We start from the raw sequence: 16,598 nt of genomic DNA on the forward strand, positions 1-16,598 counted from the left end.
CAACTCAGGCGTTCCGGCCGCCCCTGTGGACAACTGCCGGGTTGTGCCGGAACGCTCCACAGGGTTGTTCGGGACCAGGTTCATCCCTTCAGCGTCTGTTCCAGCACGTGCAGCTGCTGGTTCAACTCGGTGACCGTCTGGCGCTCCGAGGCGATCTTGCGCACCGCATGCAGCACGGTGGTGTGGTCGCGGCCGCCGAACAGCTCGCCGATCTCCGGCAGGCTTTTCTGGGTCAGCTCCTTGGCCAGGTACATGGCGATCTGCCGCGGCCGGGCGATCGAGGCCGGCCGCTTCTTGGAGTACATGTCGGCGACCTTGATCTTGTAGTAGTCGGCCACCGTCTTCTGGATGTTCTCCACGCTGATCTGCCGGTTCTGGATGGACAGCAGGTCGCGCAGCGCCTCGCGGGCCAGCGCGATGGAGATTTCCTTCTGGTTGAACCGGCTGTAGGCCAGGATCTTGCGCAGCGCGCCTTCGAGCTCCCGGACGTTGGAGCGCACGTTCTTGGCGACGAAGAAGGCCACCTCCTCCGGCATCTCGGAGTTCTCGGAGCGGGCCTTGTTGATCAGGATGGCCACGCGCATCTCCAGCTCCGGCGGCTCGATGGCCACCGTCAGGCCGGAATCGAAGCGGGAGACCAGGCGCTCGTGGATGTCGGCCAGCCCCTTGGGGTAGGTGTCCGACGTCATCACGATGTGGCTCTTCTTGGCCAGCAGGGCCTCGAAGGCGTTGAAGAACTCCTCCTGGGTGCGGTCCTTGTTGGCGAAGAACTGCACGTCATCGATGAGCAGCAGGTCCAGCGAGTGGTACTTGTCCTTGAACTCGTCGAACGTCTTGCGCTGGTAGGCCTTAACCACATCGGAGACGAATTGCTCCGCGTGGATGTAGAGAACTTTCGACCCCGGCCGGTCGGCCAGCAGTTTGTTGCCGACGGCGTGGACCAGGTGGGTTTTGCCCAGGCCGACGCCCCCATAGATGAAGAGCGGGTTGTAGAGCTGGCCGGGCGTGCCGGACACGTGCATGGCGGCGGCGCGGGCCATCCGGTTGGCCGTTCCCTCGACCAGCGTGTCGAAGGTCAGGGCCGTGTTGAGGCGGTTCTTGAACAGGCCGGCGCCGTTGTCTTCGACCAGGTCGGCCGGTTCGGGCGTCGGGGGAATCTCCGGAGCCGTCGCCGCGATGTAAGGCTTGGCAGGGCTTTCACGCTGAGCGAGCGCTAACTCAAGCTGCACCGGTTGGCCGTAGAGCTTCTCCAGCGTGGCGGCGATGCGGCCGGCGTACTGGGCGCGGACCCAGTCGAGCTTGAAGCGGTTGGCCACGAACAACGTGACCTTGGAGAAATCGTCCGTGACCCGGGCCACGAGGGGCTTGATCCAGGTGTTGAACTGCTGCTCGGGCAGCTCCTGCGCCAACTGGTCGACGCACGCCTGCCACAGCCCGCCTCCCCCGTTCATGGACGCGCCTGCGGCCAGGCTGTTGCCATACCCCTCGCTCATCTCGGTTTGCCGCCTCTGTGGATAGTTGTCGTTTGCGGAAACGGCCCATTGTAGTTTATGAAGACGTTATCCACATCGGGTTTCCGCTATTGCAGAGCCGGGGCCCGGGGCCGTGCGGCTACCCCTTTTCTTGCCGGGGTCCTCGGATTGGCAGATAATCGCGGGTTTTCCCCGCACCGAGCAGAACCATGAAACGCACCTACCAACCTTCCAAAGTGCGCCGCGCACGCACCCACGGCTTCCTGGTCCGCATGAAGACCCGCGGCGGCCGTGCCGTGATCAACGCGCGCCGTGCCAAGGGCCGCAAGCGCCTGGCCGTCTGAAGCCCCGACCGGCGAGACGGGCGCGGCCGGCCTCGGCACGGTCAGGCAAGTGCAGCGGCTGAAGACCCGGGCGCAGTTCGAGGCCGTCATGGCCGGCGGCGCGACGGTGTCCCGCACCGAGCATTTCGCGCTGCACCGCGCCGGATTTCCGCCCCCCGTCGAACAAGGCTCCTCCACAGGGCCGGGATCCGAAAGATCCGCGGCCCTGTTTGCTGTTCAGGCGGAACCCTGGCTGGGCGCGATCGTTCCCAAGCGCTGGGCCCGACGCGCCGTCACCCGCAACGCCATCAAGCGCCAGATCTACACCGTGAGCCTGGATTTCGAAGCACGCCTGCCCGCCGCCGTCCACGTGGTGCGGCTGCGCGCTGGCTTCGACCGCACCCGGTTCCTCAGCGCCACCTCGCCCGAGCTCAAGCAGGCCGTGCGGGCGGAGCTCGAGCGCCTGTTCGCCGGGGCGCGGGCATGATCCGCGCCGCCCTCATCGGCCTGGTGCGCGGCTACCGGCTGCTGCTGTCGCCCTGGCTGGGCTCGTCCTGCCGCTTCTTCCCCACCTGTTCGGCCTACGCGCTGGACGCGCTGCAGCGGCATGGCGCCGCGGCCGGCAGCTACCTCACGGTGGCGCGCATCGCGCGCTGCCATCCCTGGTGCCACGGCGGCATCGACGAAGTGCCGGCCGAGCCGCCGGCGCTGTTCCGCCGCCTGGTCCCCACGCCTTCGCAGAAGAAGACTTCATGAACGACATTCGCCGCACCATCCTCTGGGTGGTCTTCGGTTTCTCCCTGGTCCTGCTGTGGGACCAGTGGCAGGTGCACAACGGCCGCCAGGCCACGTTCTTCCCGCAGGCCAAGCCTGCGGCCACCGCGAAGGCGCCGCAGGGCCCGGCCAGCACGCCCGCGGCGGTGCCCACGCCGGCCGCGACCGCCCCCGCGGGGACGGCGGCCGTCCCGCCGGGCGGCGCACCCACGCCCGCCGCGCCCACGGCCACGCCGCGCGAGCGCTTCACGGTCACCACCGACCTGCTGCGTGTCACCTTCGACAGCGAAGGCGGCTCGATCGTGCGCACCGAATTCCTCAAGGTGCACGCCGACTCCACCACCGAGAAGGGCACCAGCACCTTCGTGCTGCTGGAGGAATCGCCCCAGCGCGTGTACGTGGCGCAGTCCGGCCTGATCGGCGGCGACTTCCCCAACCACAAGACCGTGATGACCGTCAGCGGCGAGCGTGAGCTCAAGTCCGGCGCCAACGAGGTCACGGTGCGCTTCGAATCGCCCGAGAAGAACGGCGTCAAGCTGGTCAAGGCCTACACCTTGAAGCGCGGCCAGTACGACGTGGCGGTGCGGCACGAGACCATCAACACCGGCAGCGCGCCGGTGGCGCCGCAGCTGTACCTGCAGCTGGTGCGCGACGGCAACCCGCTGCCCAACGAGTCGTCCTTCTATTCCACCTTCACCGGCCCGGCGGCCTTCACGGCCGAGCAGAAGTTCCAGAAGGTGGATTTCAGCGACATCGAGAAGAACAAGGTCGACATCCAGAAGGAGTCCACCACCGGCTACGTGGCCATGGTGCAGCACTACTTCGCCAGCGCGTGGATCCTGCCCGATGGCATCAAGCGCGAGCTGTTCATGCGCAAGGTGGACAACAACCTGTACGCCACCGGCCTGATCGCGCCGCTGGAATCGGTCGCCCCGGGCGCCACCAAGGCGGTGGAAGCCAAGTTCTTCGCGGGCCCGCAGGCCGAGAAGATGCTCGAGCAGGTCGCCCCGGGCCTGGACCTGGTGAAGGACTACGGCTGGCTCACCATCCTGGCCAAGCCGCTCTACTGGCTGCTGGACAAGCTGCACTCGTTCATCGGCAACTGGGGCTGGTCGATCATGGCGCTGGTGCTGGTGATCAAGATCGCCTTCTACTGGCTGCAGGCCAAGGGCTACGAGAGCATGGCCAAGATGAAGGCCATCAACCCGCGCGTGATGCAGATGCGCGAGCGCTACAAGGACAACCCGCAGCAGATGCAGCAGGAGATGATGCGCATCTACCGCGAGGAGAAGGTCAACCCGCTGGGCGGCTGCTTCCCCATCATGGTCCAGATCCCGGTGTTCATCGCGCTCTACTGGGTGCTGCTGGCCAGCGTGGAGATGCGCAACGCGCCCTGGATCGGCTGGATCCGCGACCTGTCCTCGCCCGATCCGTTCTTCATCCTGCCGGTGGTGATGGCGCTCACCACGCTGCTGCAGACCGCGCTCAACCCGGTGCCGCCGGACCCGATGCAGGCCAAGCTGATGTGGTACATGCCGCTGGCGTTCTCGGTCATGTTCTTCTTCTTCCCGGCCGGCCTGGTGCTTTACTGGATCACCAACAACGTGCTGTCGATCGCGCAGCAGTGGCTGATCAACACCCGCATGGGCGTGCCGCCGGAGTTCAACCTGCCGAAGTTCGGCAAGAAGGCGACCTGATGGTCGTCCCCGCGGAGGCGGGGGACCCAAGGAAAGGGCCGCGTGAGCGGCCCTTTCTGTTTTGTGGAAGCCCTGGATTCCCGCCGCCGCGGGAATGACGGAAGAGAATCGCCACGATGTTCGCCCGCGAAGACCAGCCCATCGCCGCCATCGCCACCGCCCCCGGGCGCGGCGCCGTGGGCATCGTGCGCGTCTCGGCGCGCTCGGTGCAGCCGGTGATCGACGCCCTCTGCGGCCGGCCGCTGCGGCCGCGCGAGGCGACCTACCTGCCCTTTCGCGCCGCCGATGGGTCGCCGATCGACCAGGGCCTGGCGATCCATTTCCCTGCCCCGCATTCCTACACGGGCGAAGACGTGCTGGAGCTGCAGGCACACGGCGGGCCGGTGGTGCTGCAGCTGCTGCTGGCGCGCTGCCTGGAGGCCGGCGCCGCGATGGGCCTGCGCCTTGCAGAACCGGGCGAGTTCACTCGGCGCGCCTTCCTGAACGACAAGATCGACCTGGCCCAGGCCGAGGCCATCGCCGACCTGATCGACGCCAGCACCGAGGCTGCCGCGCGAAGCGCCAGCCGCTCGCTGGCCGGCGAGTTCTCGCGTGAAGTCCACCAGCTGCGCGACGCGCTGGTGCACCTGCGCATGCTGGTGGAGGCCACGCTCGACTTCCCCGAGGAGGAGATCGACTTCCTGCGGCAGGCCGACGCGCAGGGCCAGCTCACCCGCCTGCAGGAAACGCTGGCCGCCGTGCTGCGGCGCGCGCGCCAGGGGGCGCTGCTGCGCGAGGGCATCAAGGTGGTGATCGCCGGCCAGCCCAATGCCGGCAAGAGCTCGCTGCTCAATGCGCTGGCCGGCGCGGAGCTGGCCATCGTCACGCCCATCCCCGGCACCACGCGCGACGTGGTCAGCCAGACCATCCAGATCGAGGGCGTGCCCGTGCACGTGGTCGACACGGCCGGCCTGCGCGAGAGCCAGGACGTGGTGGAGCGCATCGGCATCGAACGCGCCTGGGGCCAGATCGCGCAGGCCGACGCGGTGCTGTTCCTGCACGACCTGACCCGCGCGGGCGAGGCGGCCTACCAGGCCGCGGACGAAGTCCTTCAGCAGCAGCTGCGCGAGCGCGTGCCGGCGTCGCTGACGGTGCTGCAGCTGTGGAACAAGGCCGATGCGGTGGATACGGCGCAGGTGCCCGCCGAAGGCCTGCGCCTTTCGGCCCGCACCGGCGATGGCCTGCAGGACCTGCGCCGCCGCCTGCTCGAGCTGGCCGGCTGGCAGGCCACGTCCGAGGGCGTGTACATCGCGCGCGAACGCCACCTGCAGGCGCTGCGGCGGGTCGATGCGCACCTGGCCGAGGCCGACGCGCATCTGGCGGGCGAAGCGCCGGCGCTGGACCTGCTGGCCGAGGAGCTGCGCCTGGCGCAGAACGCGCTCAACGAGATCACCGGCGAGTTCAGCGCGGACGACCTGCTCGGGGTGATCTTCTCGAGCTTCTGCATCGGGAAGTAACAGGCGGCCCGGCGCGACCGTTCCGGCGCCGGCGCCCACCGCGCGTCGTCCCGGCGCGGTCGCCCAACTCAACCGCTGGCTACACTGCCCCGGGAGTCGCCCATGGCCGGCGGTGCACGGAAAGGTGTTCATGTCCCTGTTGAGTTGGTTGTCGCGCAAGCCGCAAGCGGCCGAGACGTCGCCGCCGAGTTCCCTGCTGAACTCCACCCGCCCGCCGCCGCTCGCGGCCGATCGCAAGTCGGAGCGCACCGCCCGCCGCGAACAGCTCTACGCCGTGGTGCGCGACGCGATGGTGAACGCCGGTGTGCTGTCCTCCGGCTACCGCTTCAAGGTGCTTTCGCTCGACGGCCGCGGCCGCCAATTCCTGGTGATGGTGGACCTGACCGGCGCGCCGGGTGGCGACACGGCGGCCCTGGCCCGCATCGAAACCGCGATGGCCCAGGCCGCCAAGTCCCGGCACGACATCGTGGTGAAGGCGGTGTATTGGCGGGAGGCGCCCGCGGCTGGCGGCGCCCGGGTGGCCCCTGCGCCGTCTGCAACGGCCACCGCCGCCCCCCAACCGACCCGGTCGGGCCCGACCGGTGCCACGGCGCCGCGCGCCGGGACCAAGCCCACCCAGGCCGAGGCCGACCCGCTGCTCGCGCAGGAACTGGCCGCGTTCAAGCAGGCCTTGGCCACGGGCGGCGCCGACCGTCCGCGCGCCCGCGCGTTCGACGGCGCCGCCGTCCAGGGTCCGCAGAGCTACACGCTGCTCACCGGCTTCGAGGACACGGAACTGCGTCCGCCGGGCCTGAGCACGTCGCAGCACGGCGACCTGCGCTAGCCCGACAGCAGCCGCTCTTCCGCGGTGGCCAGGTTCTCCGGCCGCCCCGACAGCACCAGCGTGTCGCCGCCGGCCAGCAGCGGATCGTCCTGGTCCACCGTTGCCGTCTTGCCGTCCGCGCGGCGCAGGCTGACCACGCGCACGCCCATCGCATGCAGCGCGAAGTGGCCCAGGTGCCGGCCGACCGAGCGCGCGCCCACCGGCAGGGTGAGCGTGGCCAGGCGCTCCTGCTGCAGCTCGTCCACCGTGTCGTCGTCGGCGCCGTGGAAGTAGCCGCGCAGCAGGTTGTAGCGGGCGTCGCGCTGGTCCTGCACGATGCGGATCACCCGGCGCATCGGCACGCCCACCAGGGCCAGCGCATGGCTGGCCAGCATCAGTGAACCTTCCAGCGCCTCGGGCACGACTTCGGTGGCCCCCGCGGCCTGCAGCTTCTCCAGGTCGTGGTCGTCCTGCGTGCGCACGATCACCGGCACCTGCGGCGCGTGGGCGCGCACGTTGGCCAGCACCTTGAGCGCGGCGGCCACGTCGAGGTAGGTGACGACCACGGCGCTGGCCCGTGCGAGGCCGGCGGCGATGAGCGACTGCAGCCGCGCCGCGTCGCCGAACACCACCGAGTCGCCGGCGGCCGCGGCCTGCCGCACACGGTCCGGGTCCAGGTCCAGCGCCATGTAGGGGATGCCCTGCTGCTCCAGCACCCGCGCCATGTTCTGGCCGCAGCGGCCGTAGCCGCAGATGATCACGTGGCGGTTGGCGTTGATCGAGCGGCGCGCGATGGTGGTCATCTGCAGCGACTGCTGCAGCCATTCGCTGGCCACCAGCTTCATCACCACCCGGTTGCTGTACATGATGATGAAGGGCGTCGCCAGCATCGACAGCACCATGCTGGCCAGGATGGGGTTGAGCATGGCCGGCGGCACCAGCGAGTTCTGGCCGGCCAGCGTCAGCAGCACGAAACCGAACTCGCCGGCCTGCGCCAGGTAGAGGCCGGTGCGCAGCGACACGCCGGCCGTGGCGCCCAGTTGCCAGGCCAGCAGCGTCACCAGCGCGAGCTTGAACAGCACCGGCACCACCAGCAGCACCAGCACCAGGACCCAGCGCTCGGCCACCAGCCGCCAGTCGAGCATCATCCCGATGCTGATGAAGAACAGACCCAGCAGCACGTCGTGGAAGGGCCGGATGTCGGTCTCCACCTGGTGCTTGAATTCGGTCTCCGAGATCAGCATGCCGGCGATGAAGGCGCCCAGCGCCAGCGACAGGCCGGCGTGCTCGGTCATCCACGCCAGGCCCAGCGTGATCATCAGCAGGTTGAGGACGAAAAGCTCCTCGCTCTTGCGCCGCGCCACGATCGTCAGCCACCAGCGCATCAGCTTCTGCCCACCCATCAGCAGCAGCGCGATCAGGGCCGCGGCCTTCAGCGTGGCCACGCCGAGGGCCATCAGCATGGACTCGGGCTTGCTGCCCAGCGCGGGGATGATCACCAGCAGCGGCACCACCGCCAGGTCCTGGAACAGCAGCACGCCCACCACGCGCTTGCCGTGCTCGGACTCCAGCTCCAGCCGGTCGGCCATCAGCTTGACGACGATGGCGGTGCTGCTCATGGCCAGCGCGCCGGACAGGGCCAGCGCGGTCTGCCAGTTCATCCGCCAGAACTGCGGCAGCAGCTGGGAAAGCACCAGGCTGCCGGCGGTGCCGATGATGATCGTCAGCATCACCTGGAACAGGCCCAGCCCGAACACGTGGCCGCGCATGGCGCGCAGCTTGTGCAGGTTGAACTCCAGCCCGATGACGAACATCAGGAACACCACGCCGAACTCGCCGAGGTAGCGCACCGCGCCGGAGTTCTCGCCCAGGGCCAGGGCGTTGGGACCGATCAGCACGCCCGCCACCAGGTAGCCCAGCATCGGGGGCAGCTTGAGCGAGCGGCAGGCCACCACCCCGAGCACGGCGGCCAGCAGGTACACCAGCGTCAGTTCAAGGGTGGACATCCATCCGATGCTAACTGGACACCTAGAATCCCCCGCATGTCCACCGGTTCCGCCCCCGCGTTCGATTCCGCCCAGGTGCTGCGCCTGGCCCAGGAGACGTTCGACATCGAAGCCGCCGCCGTGCTGGGCCTCAAGCGCCGCACCGGCGAGGCCTTCATCCGCGCCGTGCAGGCCATGCTGGATGTTCGCGGCCGCGTGGTCGTGATGGGCATGGGCAAGAGCGGCCACATCGGCCGCAAGGTCGCCGCCACGCTGGCCTCCACCGGCACGCCGGCGATGTTCGTGCACCCGGCCGAGGCCAGCCACGGCGACCTGGGCATGATCAAGGCCGTCGACCTGGTGCTGGCCATCTCCAACAGCGGCGAGGTCGACGAGCTCACCAGCCTGCTGCCGGTGATCAAGCGATTGGGCGTCACGCTGGTCGCGATGACCGGCAACCCCAGGTCCACCCTGGCCCAGCACGCCGACATCCTGCTGGACAGCGGCGTCGAGAAGGAGGCCTGCCCGTTGCAGCTGGCGCCCACGGCGAGCACCACGGCGCAACTTGCGCTGGGTGACGCGCTGGCGGTGGCGCTGCTGGATGCGCGCGGTTTCCGCACCGAGGACTTCGCCCGCTCGCACCCGGGCGGCGCGCTCGGCCGCCGCTTGCTGACGCATGTCGCCGACGTCATGCGCGCCGGCGAGGCCGTCCCGCGGGTCGCCCCGGACACGGCGTTCCCGGACCTGATGCGCGAGATGAGCGTCAAGGGCCTGGGCGCCTCGGCCATCGTCGACGAGGGGCGGCGCGTGCTGGGCATCTTCACCGACGGCGACCTGCGCCGGCTGATCGAGAAGGGCGTGGACCTGCGCGCGGTCAAGGCCCGCGAGGTCATGCACCGCGATCCACGCACGGTGCGGCGCGACGCGCTGGCGGTGGAGGCCGCCGAACTGATGGAGGAACACCGCATCACCAGCGTGCTGGTGCTCGACGAGCAGGGCCTGCTGTGCGGCGTGGTGAACAGCAACGACCTGATGCGCGCCAAGGTGATCTGAACGTGGCCCCGAGCCCTGCGCTGAACTTTCCCCCCGAACTGCTGTTGGCCGCCCAGGGCATCCGGGTGGCCTTCTTCGACGTGGACGGGGTGCTCACCGATGGCGGCCTGTACCTGTCGGCCGAAGGCGAGATGCTCAAGCGCTTCCACATCCTCGACGGCCTGGGGCTCAAGCTGCTGCAGGAAGGCGGCATCACGCCGGTGGTGATCACCGGCCGCGACTCGAAGCCGCTGCGCGCGCGCCTGGCGGCGCTGGGCGTGACGAACGTTCACTACGGCACCGAAGACAAGGCGCCGGCCGCTCGGAAGACGCTGGCCGCGCTGGGCCTGGACTGGGCCCAGGCCGCGGCCATCGGCGACGACTGGCCCGACCTGCCGGTGCTGCGCCGCTGCGGCTTCGCGGCGGCGCCGGCCAATGCGCATGCGGAGGTCAGGGCCGCGGCGGCCTACGTCACCACTGCCGCGGGCGGACACGGCGCTGCGCGCGAGTTCTGCGACCTGCTGCTGGTGGCCTGCGGCCGCTATTCGCAGCTGCTGGAGCGCTACGCATGAGCCGCGCCCGGCCGCCCGAAGCGGCTCGCACCGCAGTGCGCAGCGCGGAGGTTGTCCAGTGAGCACCGCCGCCCTGCCCTGGGGCCGGGCCTGGCGCTGGGCGCGCCGCGCCTGGGACCGCGCGGCCATCTACCTGCCCGTGATCCTCATGGGCGTGATGGCGCTGGGCACCTACTGGCTGGCGAGCAACACGCCTTCGCTGCTGGGCGGGCCGGAGAACCGGAGGCCCCCCAGCCACGAACCCGACTACTTCATGCGCAACTTCTCGGTGAAGACCTTCGAGCCGGGCGGCCGACTCAAGAGCGAGGTGTTCGGCACCGAGGCGCGGCACTACCCCGACACCGACACGCTGGAGATCGACCGCGCGCGCATCCTGTCCTATGACGAGAGCGGGGCGCTCACGGTCGCCACCGCGCGGCGCGCCATCAGCAACGGCGACGGCTCGGAGGCGCAGCTGATCGGCGATGCGGTCGTCACGCGCACGCCGCCGCCGGGCACGGATGCGCCGCGCATGGAATTCCGCGGCGAGTTCCTGCACGCCTTCCTCAACACCGAGAAGGTGCGCTCGCACAAGCCGGTCACGCTGATCCGCGGCAACGACCGCTTCACCGCCGACACCCTCGAGTACGACAACCTCGACCGCGTGATGGACCTGCGCGGACGCGTCCGCGGCACGCTGATGCCGCAGCCCGCGCCCTGATGGCCGGACCGCTCGTCTTCATCACCGGGGCTTCCAGCGGCATCGGCCAGGCACTGGCCCGGCGCTACCACCAGGCCGGCTGGCGGCTGGCGCTGGCGGCGCGCCGCACCGGCGAGATCCAGGCCTGGGCGGCGCAGCAGGGCCTGGATTCCGCGAGCTATGCGGTCTATGGCGCCGACGTGGCGGACATCGACAGCATCGTCGCGGCCGGCCGGCGCTGCCTGGACGAGCAGGGCGTCCCCGACGTGGTGATCGCCAACGCCGGCATCAGCATCGGCGTCGACACCGCCTGCCGCGAAGACCTGGACGTGATCGCGCGGACCTACGCCACCAACAACGTGGGGCTGGCCGCCACCTTCCATCCCTTCCTCGCGGCGATGACGGCGCGCCGCTCGGGGACGCTGGTGGGCATCGCCAGCGTGGCCGGCATCCGTGGGCTGCCGGGGCACGGGGCGTACTGCGCGAGCAAGGCCGCGGTCATCAGCTACTGCGAGTGCCTGCGCGGCGAGCTGCGACCGGCCAGCGTGAAGGTGGTGACGATCAGCCCGGGGTACGTGGACACGCCGCTCACGCGGCAGAACCGCTACGGCATGCCTTTCCGGCTGCCGGCGGAGGTCTTCGCCGACCGGGCCTTCCGCGCGATCGAACGCGGGAGCAGCTACCGCGTGATCCCCTGGCAGATGGGCGTGGTGGCCAAGCTGCTGCGCATGCTGCCCAACGCGTTGTACGACCGCCTGCTCGCCGGGCGGCCGCGCAAGCACCGCCAGGGCCAGTAGGCCGCCCGCCGCCCGGGCGGCATCTCGTCATTCGGAACCGGCCAGGCAAGAAAAAAGGGCTCCCGAAGGAGCCCTCGTTCGCAGGCTGGCTGAAGTGCGGCTCTGGTGTAGCGCCCTCAGCCGACCAATGCTCAGTAGCTGCTGCCGCCGCCGCGGTTGCCGCCGCGCGGGCCGGAGCCGTACGGGCTGCGGAAGCCGCCGTCACCGCCACCGCCGCCACCACCGCCGCTGCGGCTACCGCCGCCACCGCCGTAGCCGCCGCCGCCACCACCGCTGCGGCCACCGCCGCCGCCGTAGCCGCCGCCACCACCGCCGTAGCCGCCGCCGCCGCCACCACCACCGTAGCCGCCGCCACCACCGCCGCTGCCGCCGTAGCCGCGCGGGCGCTGTTCCATCGGACGCGCTTCGTTGACGACGACGCTGCGGCCGCCCAGGGGCTGGCCGTTCATGCCGGTGATCGCGGCTTGCGCCTCGGCATCGCTGCCCATTTCGACGAAGCCGAAGCCTTTGGAGCGGCCGGTGTCGCGCTCCATCATGACCTTGGCGCTGGTGACCGCGCCGAACTGGCCGAAGGCCTGTTCCAGGTCGCTATCGCGCACCGAGTAGGGCAGGTTGCCCACGTAGAGTTTGTTGCCCATTGAAAGGGACTCCTAGATAAACATTGACCAGAGCGATGGAGTCCCGAAAACGCATCAAACCGAGCGCCAAGCGCAAGACCTTTTCACCGCATACCGCGCGGCCCCATGCAAGGACCACGTCAGGGCATTATGAAGCAGATAGCCGAGGGGGGCGCAAGGGGATTGCTCCCGGGGCGCGCCCGGCGTCGATCGGCACGGGCGCGATCGCGCGCCGGCGCGGCCGCTACTGATCCGTGCGAAGGCCGCGCGGGTCCTCGCCGCCGCCCTCGCCTTCGGCCACCTGGTGGCGCCAGCAGCCGAACGCGGCGCGCATCAGTTGGAGCTGATGCTCGAACCTGGGGCACGCCTCGCAGGCCGCCAGGTGCAGGCGCAGGGCGATCCGGTCGGCCATCGGCAGGGCGCGGTCCTGGCGCGCCACCAGCAGCGCGGCGGCTTCCTTGCAGGTGCGGCGAAGCATCATGGGGCGGGGCGGGTGGCAAACCAGTTGAGCTCCAGGCATTCGCGCAGGCGCAGGCGCGCACGGTGCAGCTGGACGTACAGGTTGGTCGGGGTGAGCGCGAGCTCCTTACAGATCTCCTCGGCGGAGAGTTCGAGCCACTCGCGCATCATGAACACGCGCGCCATGCCGGGCGGCAGCTTCTCGGTGCAGGCCTCCAGCACCGCCAGGAACTGGCGCGAGGACAAGGCGCGCTCGGGGTCGCCCCAGTCGGCCGGCGGCGCGGCGAAATGGCCGTCGGCCTTGAACAGCAGCGCGTCCAGCTCCTCGCTGCCGTCGCCGTCCGCGCCGCCGTCCGGCAGCGCCACCTCGCGCCGGCGGCTGCGCAGGGCATCGACCAGCTTGTGCCGCAGGATCCCGACCAGCCAGGTCCTCAGCTGCGATCGCTGCCCGAACGACTGCGGCCGCGACAGCGCGGCCAGCAGGGTCTCGGAGACCGCGTCCTCGGCCCAGGCGTCGTTGCGAAGCTGCAGCCTCGCGTAGCGCAGCAGGTAGCTGCGGTGTTCGGCCACTTGGATCTCGAACGACATGGGCAGGTCTGGGCGTCGACGGCTGGGCCATCCTAGCCCAGGCTCCGTTGCCGCGATTGCCTTCGCGCCGCTACCAGGTCGCTTCGCGCTCGGGCGTCGAGCCGATGCGGTGGATGGCCAGGTCGGCGCCTTCGTGCTCCTCCTCCTGCGACAACCGCAGGCCGACCGTCGCCTTCAGCACGCCGTACACCCCGAAGCCGCACAGCAGCGCCCAGACCACGCCCACCGCGCTGCCCAGCGCCTGCGCGGCGAAGCTCACGCCGCCCAGCCCGCCCAGGGCCTTGCTGCCGAAGAGGCCCGCCGCCAGCCCGCCCCACAGCCCGCACAGGCCGTGCAGCGGCCACACGCCCAGCACGTCGTCGATCTTCCAGCGGTTCTGGGCGACGGTGAACATGGCCACGAAGATGGCGCCGGCCACCGCGCCCACCACCAGCGCGCCCAGCGGATGCATCAGGTCCGACCCGGCGCACACCGCCACCAGCCCGGCCAGCGGGCCGTTGTGCACGAAGCCGGGGTCGTTGCGGCCCAGGGCCAGCGCGGCCAGCGTGCCGCCCACCATCGCCATCAGCGAATTGACCGCCACCAGGCCGGAGATCTTGTCCACGGTCTGCGCGCTCATCACATTGAAGCCGAACCAGCCGACGGTGAGGATCCAGGCGCCCAGCGCCAGGAAGGGGATGTTGGACGGCGGATGGGCCGACACCGCGCCGTCCTTGCGGTAGCGGTTGCTGCGGGCCCCCAGCAGCAGCACCGCCGGCAGCGCCAGCCAGCCGCCGACCGCGTGGACCACGATGGAGCCGGCGAAGTCGTGGAAGTCCTCGCCGGTGGTGGCCTTGATCCAGTCCTGCACGCCGAAGGCGCGGTTCCAGGCGATGCCCTCGAACACCGGGTACACCAGCCCCACGATGACCGCGGTGGCGATCAGCTGCGGCCCGAAGCGCGCGCGCTCCGCGATGCCGCCGGAGATGATGGCCGGGATCGCCGCCGCGAACGTGAGCAGGAAGAAGAACTTCACTAGCTCGTAGCCGTTGCGTGCCGCCAGCTGCTCGGCGCCCACGAAGAAGCTGGTGCCGTAAGCCACCGTGTAGCCGACCAGGAAGTAGGCGACGGTGGACACCGAGAAATCCACCAGGATCTTGACCAGGGCGTTGACCTGGTTCTTCTTGCGCACGGTCCCCAGCTCCAGGAACGCGAAGCCGGCGTGCATGGCCAGCACCAGGATGGCGCCGAGCAGGATGAACAAGGCGTCCGAGCCCTGTTTGAGTGCTTCCATGAATCCCTCTTTGGATGAAATTTGCGTTGTTCTGGTGCGTGGCGGCCGTCTTCCGGCGCGACGCACCAAAGCCAAGCAATAAGCGCGCCAGAAGGGTGCGCCCGGGCGGCGGCCAGGCTGGGCCTCGGTTGATATACTTTTCCGCCAACAGCGCCGATTTGCTTCCGCTTGCGGGCGCTCAACAAATACAGCTAAAGACGAAGCCCGACCACCCGGCCTCGTGTTTAGCGACGCCGGGTTTTCTTTTTTCGCATGACGCTGATCGCCGAACCGAAGTCCATGCATTTCGAGCCGCCGCTGCCGCTTCGCAGCGGGGCCACGGTGCGCGGCTACGACCTGGCCTACGAGACCTACGGCAGCCTCAACGCCGACCGCAGCAACGCGGTGCTGGTCTGCCACGCGCTGAACGCGTCGCACCACGTGGCCGGCGTCTACGCGGGCCAGGATCGCTCCGAAGGCTGGTGGGACACCATGATCGGTCCCGGCAAGCCGGTCGACACCGACCGCTTCTTCGTCATCGGCGTCAACAACCTGGGCTCCTGCTTCGGCTCCACCGGGCCCATGCACCTGAACCCCGACACCGGGCGCGTGTACGGCGCCGACTTCCCGGTCGTCACAGTGGAGGACTGGGTCGATGCGCAGGCGCGCCTGCTCGATGGCCTGGGCATCGAGCAGCTGGCCGCCGTCATGGGCGGCAGCCTGGGCGGGATGCAGGCGCTGTCGTGGACGCTGCAGTACCCGCAGCGCGTGCGGCACGCGGCGGTGATCGCCAGCGCGCCCAACCTGACGGCGGAGAACATCGCCTTCAACGAGGTGGCGCGGCGCGCCATCGTCACCGACCCCGACTTCCACGGCGGCCACTTCTACCAGCACGGCGTGGTGCCGCAACGCGGGCTGCGCATCGCCCGCATGATCGGCCACATCACCTACCTGTCCGACGACGTGATGAACGAGCGTTTCGGGCGGCAGTTGCGCAGCGGCCTGGACTTCCGCTACACGACGCAGGACATCGAGTTCCAGATCGAGAGCTACCTGCGCTACCAGGGCGACAAGTTCAGCGAGTACTTCGACGCCAACACCTACCTGCTGATCACGCGCGCGCTGGACTACTTCGACCCGGCTTCGCGCCACGACGGCAGCCTGTCCAAGGCGCTGGCCGCCGCCACCGCGCGCTTCCTGCTGGTGAGCTTCACCACCGACTGGCGCTTCTCGCCGCACCGCAGCCGCGAGATCGTCAAGGCCCTGCTGGACAACCACCGCACCTGCAGCTACGCCGAGATCGACGCGCCGCACGGCCACGACGCCTTCCTGCTGGAGGACCCGCGCTACCTGTCGGTGGTGCGCGCCTGGTTTGACCGGATCGCTGCGGAGTTCGGCCGATGAGCGATCGCGCCACCCTGCAGAGCATCGCCCGGCTGGTGCCGCCCGGCTCCCGCGTGCTCGACCTGGGCTGCGGCGACGGCGCGCTGCTGGACCTGCTGCGCCGCGAGCACGGCTGCTCCGGTTACGGGATCGAGATCGCCGACGACAACGTGCTGGCCTGCGTGCGGCGCGGCGTCGACGTCATCCAGCTCAACCTGGACGAGGGCCTGTCGATGTTCGGCGACGACAGCTTCGACGTGGTGCTGCAGATCGACACGCTGCAGCACCTGCGCAATGCCGAGACCATGCTGCGCGAGACGGCCCGCGTGGGCAAGCTGGGCATCGTGGCCTTCCCCAACTTCGCGCACTGGCCCAACCGGCTGTCGATCGTGCGCGGGCGCATGCCGGTGACCAAGCGGCTGCCCTACCAGTGGTACGACACGCCCAACATCCGTGTGGGCACGTTCAAGGATTTCGAGGTGCTGGCCACGCGCAACCGCCTGGCCATCCTCGATGCCTTCGGCCTGCAGGAAGGCCGCGAGGTGCGCCGCCTGCCCAACCTGATGGCGGGCACGGCGGTCTTCAAGTTCGAGCGGGGCTGATGTAGCATGGCGGCTCGGGATCACAGCCTCCCGATCCGCACAGGAAAGACGGTGTCCCGTCCAAGCGC

At 69.7% G+C, this 16,598-nt stretch carries 18 protein-coding genes; 12 read left to right on the forward strand and 6 right to left on the reverse strand.

The window, feature by feature from the left end; translation table 11 throughout:
* Nucleotides 1–80: 80 nt before the first annotated feature.
* Complete coding sequence (gene dnaA / locus ASG30_RS07125; RefSeq protein ID WP_082521941.1) at nt 81–1,493, reverse strand: chromosomal replication initiator protein DnaA; 1,413 nt, start codon at nt 1,491–1,493, stop codon at nt 81–83.
* Nucleotides 1,494–1,681: 188 nt separating this feature from the next.
* Here dnaA and rpmH point away from each other — a divergent pair, with 188 nt between their 5' ends.
* The 6 genes from rpmH to ASG30_RS07155 all read left to right on the forward strand — a co-directional run bounded on the left by rpmH (nt 1,682) and on the right by ASG30_RS07155 (nt 6,585).
* A complete protein-coding gene (gene rpmH / locus ASG30_RS07130) occupies nt 1,682–1,816 on the forward strand; it encodes a 50S ribosomal protein L34 (protein WP_027101598.1) in 135 nt (44 codons plus the stop codon).
* A gap of 49 nt (nt 1,817–1,865) precedes the next feature.
* The gene (locus ASG30_RS07135) at nt 1,866–2,282 is read left to right on the forward strand and encodes a ribonuclease P protein component (protein ID WP_055894388.1); all 417 of its coding nucleotides are present in this window, start codon (nt 1,866–1,868) and stop codon (nt 2,280–2,282) included.
* Nucleotides 2,279–2,551: a membrane protein insertion efficiency factor YidD gene (yidD, locus tag ASG30_RS07140; protein WP_055894390.1), complete on the forward strand. Its 273-nt coding sequence runs from the start codon at nt 2,279–2,281 to the stop codon at nt 2,549–2,551. The genes ASG30_RS07135 and yidD overlap by 4 nt, the downstream gene beginning before the upstream one ends.
* On the forward strand, nt 2,548–4,266 hold the full coding sequence (yidC, locus tag ASG30_RS07145) for a membrane protein insertase YidC (RefSeq protein WP_055894392.1): 1,719 nt from the start codon (nt 2,548–2,550) through the stop codon (nt 4,264–4,266). The genes yidD and yidC overlap by 4 nt, the downstream gene beginning before the upstream one ends.
* Before the next feature lie 116 nt (nt 4,267–4,382).
* Nucleotides 4,383–5,762, forward strand: a complete 1,380-nt coding sequence (mnmE, locus tag ASG30_RS07150) for a tRNA uridine-5-carboxymethylaminomethyl(34) synthesis GTPase MnmE (protein WP_055894394.1) — start codon at nt 4,383–4,385, stop codon at nt 5,760–5,762.
* A 130-nt stretch (nt 5,763–5,892) separates the two neighbouring features.
* The gene (locus ASG30_RS07155) at nt 5,893–6,585 is read left to right on the forward strand and encodes a hypothetical protein (RefSeq protein WP_082521942.1); all 693 of its coding nucleotides are present in this window, start codon (nt 5,893–5,895) and stop codon (nt 6,583–6,585) included.
* Here the strand turns inward: ASG30_RS07155 and ASG30_RS07160 are convergent.
* Nucleotides 6,582–8,570 (reverse strand): cation:proton antiporter domain-containing protein, encoded by a 1,989-nt coding sequence (locus tag ASG30_RS07160; RefSeq protein ID WP_055894397.1) that lies wholly within the window; start codon nt 8,568–8,570, stop codon nt 6,582–6,584. The genes ASG30_RS07155 and ASG30_RS07160 overlap by 4 nt on opposite strands.
* 36 nt (nt 8,571–8,606) lie before the next feature.
* On the opposite strand from ASG30_RS07160, the gene ASG30_RS07165 reads away from it, so the two are divergent.
* From ASG30_RS07165 to ASG30_RS07180, 4 genes are read left to right on the forward strand one after another with little or no spacing between them, the layout of a single operon-like run.
* Nucleotides 8,607–9,602, forward strand: a complete 996-nt coding sequence (locus ASG30_RS07165) for a KpsF/GutQ family sugar-phosphate isomerase (RefSeq protein WP_055894399.1) — start codon at nt 8,607–8,609, stop codon at nt 9,600–9,602.
* Nucleotides 9,603–9,604: 2 nt separating this feature from the next.
* On the forward strand, nt 9,605–10,153 hold the full coding sequence (locus ASG30_RS07170) for a KdsC family phosphatase (RefSeq protein WP_200947265.1): 549 nt from the start codon (nt 9,605–9,607) through the stop codon (nt 10,151–10,153).
* A 58-nt stretch (nt 10,154–10,211) separates the two neighbouring features.
* Nucleotides 10,212–10,853 carry an LPS export ABC transporter periplasmic protein LptC gene (lptC, locus tag ASG30_RS07175; protein ID WP_082521943.1) on the forward strand — a complete coding sequence of 214 codons (642 nt, stop codon included), beginning with the start codon at nt 10,212–10,214 and terminating at the stop codon, nt 10,851–10,853.
* Nucleotides 10,853–11,629, forward strand: a complete 777-nt coding sequence (locus ASG30_RS07180) for an SDR family oxidoreductase (RefSeq protein ID WP_055894401.1) — start codon at nt 10,853–10,855, stop codon at nt 11,627–11,629. The genes lptC and ASG30_RS07180 overlap by 1 nt, the downstream gene beginning before the upstream one ends.
* A 131-nt stretch (nt 11,630–11,760) precedes the next feature.
* Here ASG30_RS07180 and ASG30_RS07185 read toward each other — a convergent pair whose 3' ends face one another.
* The 4 genes from ASG30_RS07185 to ASG30_RS07200 form a co-directional block, all read right to left on the reverse strand.
* On the reverse strand, nt 11,761–12,267 hold the full coding sequence (locus ASG30_RS07185) for an RNA recognition motif domain-containing protein (protein WP_055894403.1): 507 nt from the start codon (nt 12,265–12,267) through the stop codon (nt 11,761–11,763).
* A 223-nt stretch (nt 12,268–12,490) separates the two neighbouring features.
* Nucleotides 12,491–12,727, reverse strand: a complete 237-nt coding sequence (locus ASG30_RS07190; RefSeq protein ID WP_055894405.1) for a zf-HC2 domain-containing protein — start codon at nt 12,725–12,727, stop codon at nt 12,491–12,493.
* The gene (locus ASG30_RS07195; RefSeq protein WP_055894407.1) at nt 12,724–13,293 is read right to left on the reverse strand and encodes a sigma-70 family RNA polymerase sigma factor; all 570 of its coding nucleotides are present in this window, start codon (nt 13,291–13,293) and stop codon (nt 12,724–12,726) included. The genes ASG30_RS07190 and ASG30_RS07195 overlap by 4 nt, the downstream gene beginning before the upstream one ends.
* Nucleotides 13,294–13,363: 70 nt before the next feature.
* Entirely contained in the window at nt 13,364–14,566 is a 1,203-nt protein-coding gene (locus ASG30_RS07200) for an ammonium transporter (RefSeq protein WP_055894409.1), read from the reverse strand.
* A gap of 252 nt (nt 14,567–14,818) precedes the next feature.
* On the opposite strand from ASG30_RS07200, the gene metX reads away from it, so the two are divergent.
* Complete coding sequence (metX, locus tag ASG30_RS07205; protein ID WP_055894411.1) at nt 14,819–15,949, forward strand: homoserine O-succinyltransferase MetX; 1,131 nt, start codon at nt 14,819–14,821, stop codon at nt 15,947–15,949.
* On the forward strand, nt 15,946–16,530 hold the full coding sequence (metW, locus tag ASG30_RS07210; RefSeq protein ID WP_055894414.1) for a methionine biosynthesis protein MetW: 585 nt from the start codon (nt 15,946–15,948) through the stop codon (nt 16,528–16,530). The genes metX and metW overlap by 4 nt, the downstream gene beginning before the upstream one ends.
* The last annotated feature ends 68 nt before the right edge of the window (nt 16,531–16,598 follow it).

This window comes from Ramlibacter sp. Leaf400 (assembly GCF_001424545.1).
GTDB lineage: Bacteria > Pseudomonadota > Gammaproteobacteria > Burkholderiales > Burkholderiaceae_C > Ramlibacter.